This window comes from Collinsella sp. AM12-1 (assembly GCF_003472325.1).
Taxonomy (GTDB): domain Bacteria; phylum Actinomycetota; class Coriobacteriia; order Coriobacteriales; family Coriobacteriaceae; genus Collinsella.
On sequence record NZ_QRLS01000018.1, the window covers coordinates 26,333 to 37,406 of the forward strand.

The 11,074-nt window shown below is 57.9% G+C and carries 10 protein-coding genes; 7 read left to right on the forward strand and 3 right to left on the reverse strand.

Annotated features, from left to right (window positions below; genetic code table 11):
- Nucleotides 1-25: 25 nt before the first annotated feature.
- Both malQ and galE read right to left on the reverse strand, forming a co-directional pair.
- Nucleotides 26-1,543 (reverse strand): 4-alpha-glucanotransferase, encoded by a 1,518-nt coding sequence (gene malQ / locus DW136_RS08445; protein WP_233502855.1) that lies wholly within the window; start codon nucleotides 1,541-1,543, stop codon nucleotides 26-28.
- Between the two features lie 208 nt (nucleotides 1,544-1,751).
- A complete protein-coding gene (galE, locus tag DW136_RS08450) occupies nucleotides 1,752-2,813 on the reverse strand; it encodes a UDP-glucose 4-epimerase GalE (RefSeq protein WP_006235870.1) in 1,062 nt (353 codons plus the stop codon).
- A gap of 266 nt (nucleotides 2,814-3,079) precedes the next feature.
- Here galE and DW136_RS08455 point away from each other — a divergent pair, with 266 nt between their 5' ends.
- Both DW136_RS08455 and DW136_RS08460 read left to right on the forward strand, forming a co-directional pair.
- Entirely contained in the window at nucleotides 3,080-4,285 is a 1,206-nt protein-coding gene (locus DW136_RS08455) for a CHAP domain-containing protein (RefSeq protein ID WP_117584255.1), read from the forward strand.
- Nucleotides 4,286-4,762: 477 nt separating this feature from the next.
- A complete protein-coding gene (locus tag DW136_RS08460) occupies nucleotides 4,763-5,128 on the forward strand; it encodes a hypothetical protein (RefSeq protein WP_117584256.1) in 366 nt (121 codons plus the stop codon).
- 68 nt (nucleotides 5,129-5,196) lie between these two features.
- On the opposite strand, the gene murB is transcribed toward DW136_RS08460, so the two are convergent.
- Entirely contained in the window at nucleotides 5,197-6,159 is a 963-nt protein-coding gene (gene murB, locus DW136_RS08465; RefSeq protein WP_117584257.1) for a UDP-N-acetylmuramate dehydrogenase, read from the reverse strand.
- 183 nt (nucleotides 6,160-6,342) lie between these two features.
- Here murB and DW136_RS08470 point away from each other — a divergent pair, with 183 nt between their 5' ends.
- The 5 genes from DW136_RS08470 (at nucleotide 6,343) to DW136_RS08490 (ending at nucleotide 10,922) form a co-directional block, all read left to right on the forward strand.
- Nucleotides 6,343-7,371 carry a LacI family DNA-binding transcriptional regulator gene (locus DW136_RS08470; protein WP_117584258.1) on the forward strand — a complete coding sequence of 343 codons (1,029 nt, stop codon included), beginning with the start codon at nucleotides 6,343-6,345 and terminating at the stop codon, nucleotides 7,369-7,371.
- A gap of 162 nt (nucleotides 7,372-7,533) precedes the next feature.
- Entirely contained in the window at nucleotides 7,534-8,109 is a 576-nt protein-coding gene (locus tag DW136_RS08475) for a hypothetical protein (protein ID WP_147351651.1), read from the forward strand.
- 38 nt (nucleotides 8,110-8,147) lie between these two features.
- The gene (locus tag DW136_RS08480) at nucleotides 8,148-8,915 is read left to right on the forward strand and encodes a GntR family transcriptional regulator (protein ID WP_118289415.1); all 768 of its coding nucleotides are present in this window, start codon (nucleotides 8,148-8,150) and stop codon (nucleotides 8,913-8,915) included.
- Nucleotides 8,900-9,613, forward strand: coding sequence for a GntR family transcriptional regulator (locus tag DW136_RS08485; protein WP_117786004.1), 714 nt, complete (start codon nucleotides 8,900-8,902; stop codon nucleotides 9,611-9,613). The genes DW136_RS08480 and DW136_RS08485 overlap by 16 nt, the downstream gene beginning before the upstream one ends.
- A gap of 193 nt (nucleotides 9,614-9,806) precedes the next feature.
- The gene (locus tag DW136_RS08490; RefSeq protein ID WP_118289416.1) at nucleotides 9,807-10,922 is read left to right on the forward strand and encodes an SIS domain-containing protein; all 1,116 of its coding nucleotides are present in this window, start codon (nucleotides 9,807-9,809) and stop codon (nucleotides 10,920-10,922) included.
- Nucleotides 10,923-11,074: the final 152 nt, after the last annotated feature.

The following is an 11,074-nucleotide window of genomic DNA, read 5'->3' on the forward strand; positions in this document are numbered from 1 at the left end:
GGGGAGGGGTCGGGCGCGGTAGCTCCTATTGAGGAAGCTCGATTTCGGCTTCCGACGGGATGCGGAAGTAGGTCTCGGTCCAGTCGGTGAGTTTGTGCTCGAGCTCGCGGGTGATGGCGCCGTCGAGCATGCGCCAGGTCCAGTTGCCGCCCAGCGTGGCAGGGGTGTTGATGCGCGCCTCGTTGCCCAAGTTGAGCAGGTCCTGCATGGTGTAGATGCACGTGTCGCTCACGCTGGCTGCGATGGTTCGGTTGAGCGCGTCGGCGATGGGTTCGCCGGCCTGCTGATGGGTGTACAGAGCTGTCTGCTCGCGCTGACGCGGGGTAGCCGTTCCTTCAAACCAGCCGCGTGCCGTCTCGTTGTCGTGAGTGCCCACGTAGGCGACGGTGTTGGCAATGTAGTTGTGCGGCAGGTAGTACGAGTTAGTGCCCTCAAAGGCAAACTGCAGGATCTTCATGCCGGGGAAGCCCGAGTTGTCGCGCATATCGATGACGCCGGGGGTGAGGAAGCCCAGGTCCTCGGCGATGATGGGCAGCGTGCCGAGCTTTTCCTCGAGTGTCTTGAAGAGCTTGAGGCCGGGACCCTGCGTCCACGAACCGTAGGACGAATCAGGCGAGGAGAACGGCACCTCCCAATAGGCCTCGAAGCCGCGGAAGTGATCCAGGCGGATGACGTCGTACATGTCGAGGGCGGCGCGAATGCGGCCCTCCCACCAGGAGAAGCCGTCGGCCTCCATGGCGTCCCAGTCGTAGATGGGGTTGCCCCAGTACTGGCCGGTAGCCGAGAACTGGTCGGGCGGCGTGCCGGCGACGCTCACGGGATTGCCGGCGGCGTCGATCTTAAAGAGCTCAGGTGTCGCCCACATCTCGACGGAGTCACGCGAGACATAGATGGGCAGGTCGCCGATGATGAGAATGTCGCGCTCGTTGGCATAGGCCTTGAGGCGGCTCCACTGGCGATCGAAGAAGTACTGCGTCATCTGGTGGTAGAGCATACGCGCCGGATGGTCGGCGCAGACCTTGGCGGAAGCCTCGCCGCGGGTGCGGAGCTCCGCGGGCCACTCCCAAAACGCCTTGAGACCGCACTCCTCTTTGACGGTCATGAACTCACAGTAGGGGATGAGCCAGTCCTCGTTGGCCTGGATAAAGTCATCGAAATCGGCCGGCTTGTCGGCAGCAAAGCGCTCGGCGGCGCGGTCGAGAATCTGACGGCGGCCGCCAAAGATAGCACCGTAGTCGACATTGCTGGGGTCGGATCCCAGATACACGCCATCGATATCGCGCTGCTCCAGATACCCTGCCTCGATAAGCTCGGCAAAGTCGATAAAGTTGGGGTTGCCTGCGCGGGCCGAGAACGACTGATAAGGCGAATCGCCATAGCTGGTCGTCGTAAGGGGCAGAATCTGCCAGTAATGTTGTTTGCACGAGGCGAGAAAATCGACGAAGTCGTAGGCATTCCAGCCAAAGCCGCCGATTCCGTATGGTCCGGGCAGAGATGAGACGGGCATGAGGACGCCGCTTGCACGCTCCATGAATGCGCTCACCAACCTTCTTGTTGTGGGGTCGGCCTGCCGATGGGTGTGCAGTCCGCCTCCGATGTTCTGATTCGATACGCCTATTGTAAAACACGTTGTTTAAACATGTACAGGCAAGATAAAAAAGTTGGTCGATTTTCGGCGAATGGCTACATGCCATGAAAAAGCCCCGACCTCACAACGTGAGATCGGGGCAAGAACGGTATGTAGGTTTTTGCTACTCGGCGTCGGCGAAGCCGTTGGGGTTGTGGCTCTGCCAGTTCCAGCTATCGCGGCACATGTCCGCGATGTCGTACTGGGCCTTCCAGCCCATCATGCGCTCGGCCTTGGAGGCATCGCACCAGTTGGCAGCGATGTCGCCGGCGCGGCGCTCGCGGATCACGTAGGGCAGCTCCTTGCCACAAGCCTTGGAGAAGGCGGCGACGACCTCGAGTACCGAGGTGCCGGTGCCGGTGCCCAGGTTAAAGATCTCGACGCCGGTCTTGCCGTTCATCCAGTTAAGGGCGGCAACGTGACCAGAGGCCAGATCGCACACGTGGATGTAGTCGCGCACGCCGGTGCCGTCGGGGGTGGGGTAGTCGTTGCCAAAGACCTGAACGGCCTCGAGCTTGCCCACGGCGACCTGGGCGACATAGGGCACCAGGTTGTTGGGGATGCCCTTGGGGTCCTCGCCGATCAGGCCCGACGGATGAGCGCCGATGGGGTTGAAGTAACGGAGCAGCACGACGTCCCACTCGGGGTCGGCGGTGTGGACGTCCATAAGGATCTGCTCGATCATCCACTTGGTCCAGCCATAGGGGTTGGTTGCGGGCTTCTTGGGGTCTTCCTCGGTGACGGGCGGGTTGTCCGGGTCGCCGTAGACGGTCGAGGAGCTCGAGAAGATGATGGACTTGCAGCCATGGTTGCGCATGACGTCGATGAGCACCAGGGTGTTCTCGATGTTGTTGTGGTAGTACTCGACGGGCTTGCTCACCGACTCGCCGACGGCCTTAAAGCCGGCAAAGTGGATGACACGGTCGATCTGATGGGTATCGAAGATCTTGTTCATCGCATCGCGGTCGAGCACGTTGGCCTCGTAGAAGGTGAGGTTCTTGGCGGCCTCGTCGCCCACGATGGTCTTGACGCGGTCGACGGCGACGGCGCTGGAGTTGGAGAGATCATCGACGATGACGACCTGGTAGCCACCCTCGAGCAGCTGAACGACGGTGTGCGAGCCGATAAAGCCGGCGCCACCGGTAACGAGGACGCAGGTGTCTTTGGGGTCGAGTGCTTTGGACATGTAGTCTCCTATCGAATCAGGAACACTTCTAGAGGGGAGTATAGCGCAGGCGGGGACGCCCAAATGGTGCACTGTAGGAAAAGCAGAGGATTATGTTAACGTACTCATATAAGAGCTTGCTCAATTGTTACCTCAAATTTGACAATTGCTTACGAGCCGCCGACCTTGTAGTTTCCTGCCGTTCGTGGAAATCGTTGGGACGCGCCATATGTACGCTAATATGTATGAGTTAAGCGACATATAAATAAGCATGTAACGGAGTACATATGTCACCAAACAGCGATTCCATCCTTTCCCAGGAGCTCTCGCGCCGCACTGCCCTTAAGGCCCTGTTCGGCGCCGCTTCTGCGGCAGTTCTTTTTGGCCTGCCCACTCGCGCCCATGCGGCGGAGGCTTCCAAAGAAACCACCGATAAATTGAATGCCGCCCAGGCCCAACTCGACGAGGTTCAGGCCCAGCTCGACAGCATCGCAAATGAGTATGCGGCGCTGGCCAACAAGAATGCCCAGACCCTCAACGACATCGAGAATGTCCAGGGCAAGATTGACGACACGCAGGCCCAGATCGATGAAAAGAAGGCCGAGCTCAAGAAGAAGCGCAACGACCTTTCCGATCGCGTGGCCGCCAGCTACAAGTCCGGCGGTACGAACATCCTGTCGCTGCTGCTGGCCTCTGGCTCGTTTGAGGAACTCGTCGCCAACGCGCATTACGTTGAGAAGATCAACAAGAGCGACCGCGATGCCATCGAGGATATCCAGACGATTCAGGCCGAGCTCGACGCACAGAAGACCGAGCTCGAAGCACAAAAGGCTGACCTGGAGAAACTCAAGGATCAGCAGATGGCTCAGATGCAGGATATGCAGGCCAAGCAGCAAGAGGTCCAGACCGTGCTGAACGGTCTTTCCGACGACGTCAAGGAGCTCATGGCTCAGCGTGATTCCGAGATTCTCGCTGCCGCCCAGGCCGAGGAGGCCGCTAGGAAGGCCGCCGCTGCCGCGGCTGCCGCGAACAAGAACAATTCCTACTCGGGTGGTTCGAGCTCGGGCGGTGGATCGTATGCGCCCGGAACTCCGCAGCAGAATGCCGGCTCGGGCAAGCAGCAGGCCGTCGTCAACGCGTGCTACTCCACGCCTTCGCCGGGTCAGAACTGGTGCGCGGCGTGGGTTACCAATGTCTTCCGTAACGCCGGCGTTGGCTACTTTGGCGGCAACGCGTGTGACATGTTCAACGCCTGGTGCTATAGCTCCGACCGCTCGGCGCTGCAGGTGGGCATGATCGTGGCCGACTCCTCGCATAGCGGCACGGGTGCTCCGGGCCTTATCTACGGTCATGTGGGTATCTACGTTGGCGGCGGCATCGTTATGAGCAACGAGGGTGCCATTACGTCTAAGTCGCTTGATTCGTTTATTAGCTTCTATGGTACTGGCTCTGGCGTGCGTTGGGGCTGGCTTGGCGGTATTGCGCTGTCGTAACGGCGGTTTGAAGTAAGTTGGTCCGTGGCTGCCCGGAAGGCATTAGGTTGCCTGCTCGGACAGTCCTGCTCGCACGGAGAGCACATTAAGTGCTCTCCGGCTCGTGCGGAACTCGCGATCAACCTAATGCCTTCTGGGCAGCCACGGACCTCTCGGATCCAATGCGTCACACACCGGACTGGTTGTCTGAATAAATATGGCGAAGGCCCCTTTCGGGGCCTTTTTTAAATGAATTTATCGACTCCGTGGACTTCGGTTTTGGAATTTGGAGCCGACGGCTCACCAAAGTGGAAAATGAAATATAACCTAGCTGCAATAATCGCCTTGTTGCGAACTCGAACTGATCATGTAGATTTAAAATAGCCGCAATTTGCAATTGTCGAGCGGTGCGTTGGGTTGGAGCTGCTGCGGGTCCTATATGGATTGCGGTCTTGCGCCCCGATGTCCAAATAGGTCTCTCTAGACGGGAAGTTGCTCATGGACACCATATATGACGGAGACGGCTGGGTCGATCATTATAGTTGGCGACTAGTCGGCTCGGATGACAATGGGGATGTGGTGTTTGATGGACTATGTCCAAAGCATCTCCATCCTTTTGTCTCGTCGTTAATTGAGAGTTCCGCTCGTGTTGCCCCCTACAGCTCGGCATCGCTTCATGATACGGACGTTTTGAAGACCATAAGGGAATCAATTGACGAGGGCACGATGAGCAGCCCGCTGTTTTCTCAGCTTGTGGGGCTAGATGAGATTGGCTCGAAACGGCTGCTTGCGGGCGAAAAAGTGGAACTCACTTATCGGTCGATGATTTCAATCCTGCGGCTAGCCGATGTTCTTCGCAAATAAATGATAACGGGACAAGTGAGCTAGATCACTTGTCCCGTTATTAATTAAAGTGGATCGCGGTGGGCAGGCTATAAAAATTCGCCGACTCGGTGGACTTCGGGTTCTAGGTCTACGTCGAATTGGTCTTTGACGGTTGCTTGGATGTGGCGGATGAGTTTGTCGACGTCGGCTGCGGTGGCGTGGTCGGCGTTGACGATGAAGCCGCAGTGTTTTTCGCTCACCTGGGCGCCGCCGACGGCGTGGCCGCGCAGGCCGGCGTCCATGATGAGCTTGCCGGCAAAGTGGCCCTCGGGGCGCTTGAAGGTGGAGCCGGCGCTCGGCATATCGAGCGGCTGCTTGTCCTCGCGGCGCTGGCGATAGTCGTCCATGTCGGCCTTGATCATCGCAGCGTTGCCCGGGGCGAGATTGAAAGTGGCCGAAAGCACGATAAAGCCGTCGTCGGCGATGCGGCTCTTGCGATAACCCAGGTTGAGCTCGTCGACATCGAACTCGATGATATTGCCGCTGCCGCGGGTGCCGTCGTCGAGCATGCGAGCGGGCTTGTAGACACGCACGGACTCCAGCACATCGGCCATACAGGCACCGTAGGCACCGGCGTTCATGTAGCAGGCGCCGCCGACCGATCCGGGGATACCCGAGATGGGCTCCATGCCGGTGAGGCAGGCTTCGGCGGCAGTCGTGGCGACATCGGAAAGCAAGGCGCCGGCTGCCGCCGTGACGTGCGTGCCGTTGACCGTAATGTCGGAGAGGCCCTTGCCCAGCGCTACGACGACACCGCGGATACCCTTGTCACCGACGAGTAGGTCAGAGCCGTTGCCCACGATGGTGAGCGGCAGATCGCAGCGGTAGCAGGTGTCAAGCGTGGCGACGAGTCCCTGCTCGGTATCGGGCGTGACAAAGACATCGGCCGGGCCGCCGATCTTAAACGTGGTGTGCTCGCGCATGGGCTCGCTCATGAGTACGTTGTCCTCGCCGGCAACGCCGGCGAGCGCGCAGAGCAGGTCCTCGTTAAAAAAGTCGTTCTCGTGCATACGAATATCCGCCTTTTGGTGGTTGTTGTCATCAATCGTTTGCAATATACCCCACCTGGACGGATTTGGTGCGCTGGCGGCGATAAAACAGCCGTCCACCGGATTGGTAAAGTGTTTATCATCGAGGTAGAGGGGCAGTCGCTATACTTTCAAGAGATTGCGCGTAAACCCGGAAGGAGCGAGATGGCCAACAAAGTCACCCTCAAGCAGATCGCCCAGGAGGTGGGGCTTTCCCCTTCGTCGGTCTCGCTTGTTCTCAATAATCGGCCCTGTCGCATTTCAGAAGAAAACCGCAAGCTTATCAAGGAGGTTGCGGCGCGCAACCACTATGTTCCTAACCAGATCGCGCGTAGCCTGGTCATGCGCGAGTCGCGCACACTGGGCCTTATCGTTCCCAATATCGAGAGCCGCTTTTTTGCCTCGCTCGCCGGCAGTTTGGAAAAGCGCTGCCGCGAGGACGGTTACGCGCTCTTTATTACCAGCTCGGGTGGAAGCGCCGATGACGATTTGGAACTGCTGCGCCAGCTGGTGACGCGCGGCGTCGACGGCGTCTTTCTGGTAGTGGGTGACGAGTTCTCCGACGATCGCGCCCTGCGCGAGGAAGTGAGCCATCTGCCCATCCCTGCCGTGATGGTCGACCGCGCCATTGAGGGCCTCGAGTGCGACAAGGTGATGTTCGACCACGAGATGGGCGGCTACATGGCCACGCGGTATCTGATTGAGCAGGGTCATCGCCGCATCGCCTGTTTGGTTAACGCGCGTCGCTCCAATACGGGCCGCAAACGACTTGCCGGTTACGAGCGCGCGCTGCGCGAGGTGGGACTGCCCATCGACGCGCGCCTGGAGTTTGAGAGCGAGTACTACATTCCGAGCGCATACGAGGCCTCGGAGGCGGTGCTTGCAACCGATGCCACCGCCGTGTTCGCAAGCTCGGACAACATTGCCCTCGGTCTGCTCAAGCGCTTGCACGAGATGGGGAAGAGCATCCCGGGCGATATCTCGGTGGTGAGCTATGACAACTCGGCGGCCGACGTTCTCTTTGAGCCGGCGCTGACCGCGATTGAGCAGGATCCTGGTGTCCTTGCGGAGCATGCTTTTGGCTGCATGTCCAAGCGTCTTGCCGGTAGGGGCGGTAGACGTGCCGAAGAGGTCGTTCTGGAGCCGGCGCTTATCGTGAAGGGCAGTGTGCTTGACCTTACCGAATATAGCTAAGCGCACTTGTTTGTTTGCATAGATTGCATGCGGAGTGTCCGCTATTTGCCGGCGGGGCCGGGGAGGCATACTTTGTTTTGAGAAGTTCGCGGAGCCCACTTCTCAAAACAAAGCAGGCACCCCGGCCCTCGTCCGTGAACTTTTCCGCTGGGCGAGCCATAGATGCCGCGCACCGATACGGTAAAGCGGCGGCTTGAAATTGGTGCTATATTCAGCTTGAGTTGTTTAATGCTAGTACGGGAGGCTGATATGGGGCTGTTCAAGAAGAAAAACCCGCAGGATGCCTTTGATCCCGATGTGTTTACCATCACGGATACGATTTTGGACCCGCCGCGGTTTACATTTTTGCCGGCTATCTATCAGGATGCCACGCGCCGCAAGTGGGCCGTGCATCAGCGCGGCGGCGAGCCGAAGATTTTTGACTATGCGGACGTGCTTCAGTGCGAAGTAGCCGAGGCGGGCGATCCGGAGGCCGATGAAGCGGTCTCTAAACAGGAATTTGCCCAGCGTATTCTGGCAAATCCTGCTAAGGCGGCAAAAATGAACGCTGCCAAGCGTAATATGTGTCTTGGTATGGGCGTTGTTGTGGCGGTTCAGACGGGAAAAGACGAGGTTTCCAAATTGGAGATTCCCGTTATGACCGACGAAGTCAAACGCGATTCAAGTCTATATAAGTCGTATCGGAATGTCGCCGAGAAGATCAAGGCCGAATTTGATGCCATGGGAGGGCTGGCCTAATTTTGGCGGCATACGTTTCTGAATGAGGAGTCTGTGCTATGGCAGGCGAATCTTATGCAATTCCCCCCAAAGATCGTGCTGTTGAGGGAATTCTTTGGTATATCCAGCACCATCAACTTGCCGGCGGTGATCGCCTGCCGGCCGAGCGCGTGCTGTGTGAAGAGATTGGCGTTTCGCGTACGGCGTTGCGTGCCGGTATCACGCGACTCATCTCGTGCGGAACGCTCGAGAGCCGTCGCGGATCGGGTACGTATGTGTGTCCTCCCAAACCGCTCAATATCTTTCAGGAAACGTATAACTTCTCCGATGCTGTGCGGACTGCCGGCCTGCACCCCTCTTCTCGTCTGGTTTCCACTGGGACCATCGAGGCGGATGAGGCGCTTGCCGACAAGCTTGGGGTGTCTGTAGGTGCTCCTTTGCTCCGCATGCAGCGCGTTCGACTTATTGAGGGCGAGCCGGCGTCAATCGAGACGGCTCACGTTAACCTGTTCCTGTGCCCATCGCTTCCCGAGCACGATTTTGAGTGCGAGAGCCTTTACGATGTCTTGCTCAAAGAAGGCGGCGTGCGTGTTGAGCATGGACGTGAGCATATCTCCATCTCGCGTTTGAACGCCGAAGAGGCCGAGCTGCTCCAGCAAGAAGAGGGAACGCCGGTGTTCTATGAGAGCACGATCGAATTTGATAAGGACATGCGTTTTGTGGAGCATTGCAAATCGGTGATTTTGCCCACAAAGTTCCGCTTTGCCGATAACGGCGAAAAGAACGGCATGAGGAGCGTGGCAGGTGAACAATGGCTGAAACAGTAGATGCCACCCCGGTTTATATGCGCATTCGACGCCGCATCGAGGAGCGTATCGAGCGCGGTATATATCCCACGGGTTCCATGATTCCGTCCGAAAATGAACTTGCCGAGGAGTTTGGCACGACACGCCTGACTATCCGGAGTGCTGTGGACGAGTTAGTTCGGCGCGGGCAGATTCGCCGCGTCCGCGGAAAGGGCGCGTTTGTGGCACAGAAAGTGCCTGTTGCTTACGAGCGAACAGGAGGCTTTCGCGAGTCGGTTCGTGCTTCGGGCGGCGAGCCGTCCGTCCGCATCCTCGCGCGTTCCAAGCGTTATGCGGGTCCATATTATGCCAACCTGTTTGGCATTGTCGAGGACGATTTGCTGTATTCGATTCGGCGTTTGAACTGCGTCAACGGCGATCCCGTATCGATTGAGATGGCGTTCATCCCGTGCCTGCTGTTTCCCACAATTGAAGATATTGACGTGTCGGTCTTCAGTTTGTACGAGACCTATGAGATGCTGGGCCGAAAGCCGGTCATGGCACAGGAAAAGCTCGATATCGAAGCGCTGGGCGCGCGAGATGCCGGTCTGCTTGGGCTGGAGCAGGGCGATCTTGCCTTGACGCTGGAGTGCGTGAGCTTCGATGCGAGCGGCCAGGCGATCGAGTACGTCAAGTCGTTTAACCGCGGTGATGCGGGTGGATATACCTATACGTATTAGCTGGTGTTTTGTGAATAACAGCTGGTAAGCTAACCAGTTTTGATCGTTGGGTCAGCCGTATATACAACCTTACATGGCTCAAAATCGACCGTTCGCCGATGGGGATAAATTAATCGACAAAGAGGTATCAAAAAGCCGTAACCTCTAACTGTGATTGGTATCAAATACTAATGATTTGTTACGAGGTGAGACGATGAAGATGCTCGATTACGTTCAGCTTGCCCACGTGCGTATGGGAGAGAACCTCGAGCGTTCGTTTGAGCTGGTAGCGCAGCTCGTTGATATTATCCAGTCCGGTTCTTTTGACGCGCTGCGCATCGTTGCTTCGGGTTCGTCGCGCCATGCCGCCGATTGCGCCCGAGATTACCTGCAAGATGCGCTGCAGATGCAGGTGTCCGTTGTGACGCCCGAGGCCTTCGTCGATTTTGAACACACCTATCCGCAGCATGCGCTCAACATCGCCGTCTCGCAGAGTGGCTATTCGACCAATACGATTGCAGCGCTCGATTACATGCGTGCACACGATATGGCAGCAGTTGCGCTCACGGCAAACGTCGAGGCGCCCATCAAGGAGCACACTGATATCGTTCTTGACTACGGTGTGGGCGTCGAGTCAGTGGACTTTGTGACGCTGGGCGTCGAGGTCCTCGTTGAGTACCTGGTGCTCTTTGGTATTTACGGCGGTCAGGCGCGCGGAACGATTGACGCCAAGGGCGTTGCCCAGCGTTTAGACGACCTGCGCGAGGCTATCCATGCCAATGCCGTGATGTGCAAGACCGCCGAGGCATATGTCCAAGACCGCATGCTCGAGCTTTCTGAGCACATGCCCGCCATGGTCGTCGGCAACGGCCCCAACTATGGCGTTGCCGAAGAGGCGGCCCTCAAGCTGAGCGAGACCATCAAGATTCCTGCCATGCATCACGAGGGCGAGGAGTTCGTCCACGGTCCCGAGATGCAGATCGTTCCGGGTTATCTGGTGTTTATCGTCGACGATCCGCAGGGGTCGGAGCGTCTTGCGAATATCGCCGATGCGCTGTCGAACGTTACGGCAAAAACGGTGCTGCTCACGGCCCATCCCAGGGGTAGGGCTCACGAGGTTGCGGTGCCTCAGGCGGCTCCGCTGCTCAGCGCAATTCCCAATCTTGTGTTCTTCCAGACGATTGCGGCCATAATCGCCGAGCGTCTGAAGTCATGGGACGTGCACCCGTATCTCGATGCTGCCTCCAAGCAAATGGAGGTCAAGGCAGAGGGCTACGAAGAGTCAGTCAATGCGCTTAAGGCCAAAGCGGCTGAGTGTTACGGAATGTAAGCGGGTTTTGATGCCCGTTGGCATGGGGGATGTGGAGACAACCCCAGAAAGGAGAGACAAATGAAGGAAACCGAGAAGATCGAGATCATGCATTTCGACCAGGAGGGCTACCTCGAGGACGGCAAGAACGTCTACGAGGCCGGCAAGAAGAT

Bases quoted from the DNA above. Each gene is read 5' to 3' on its own strand.
- DW136_RS08480 (WP_118289415.1), top strand. From the start codon at position 8,148: ATGGCAGGCGAATCTTATGCAATTCCCCCCAAAGATCGTGCTGTTGAG.
- DW136_RS08455 (WP_117584255.1), top strand. From the start codon at position 3,080: ATGTCACCAAACAGCGATTCCATCCTTTCCCAGGAGCTCTCGCGCCGC.
- DW136_RS08490 (WP_118289416.1), top strand. From the start codon at position 9,807: ATGAAGATGCTCGATTACGTTCAGCTTGCCCACGTGCGTATGGGAGAG.
- DW136_RS08475 (WP_147351651.1), top strand. From the start codon at position 7,534: ATGCCGCGCACCGATACGGTAAAGCGGCGGCTTGAAATTGGTGCTATA.
- DW136_RS08460 (WP_117584256.1), top strand. From the start codon at position 4,763: ATGGACACCATATATGACGGAGACGGCTGGGTCGATCATTATAGTTGG.
- galE (WP_006235870.1), bottom strand. From the start codon at position 2,813: ATGTCCAAAGCACTCGACCCCAAAGACACCTGCGTCCTCGTTACCGGT.
- DW136_RS08470 (WP_117584258.1), top strand. From the start codon at position 6,343: ATGGCCAACAAAGTCACCCTCAAGCAGATCGCCCAGGAGGTGGGGCTT.
- DW136_RS08485 (WP_117786004.1), top strand. From the start codon at position 8,900: ATGGCTGAAACAGTAGATGCCACCCCGGTTTATATGCGCATTCGACGC.
- murB (WP_117584257.1), bottom strand. From the start codon at position 6,159: ATGCACGAGAACGACTTTTTTAACGAGGACCTGCTCTGCGCGCTCGCC.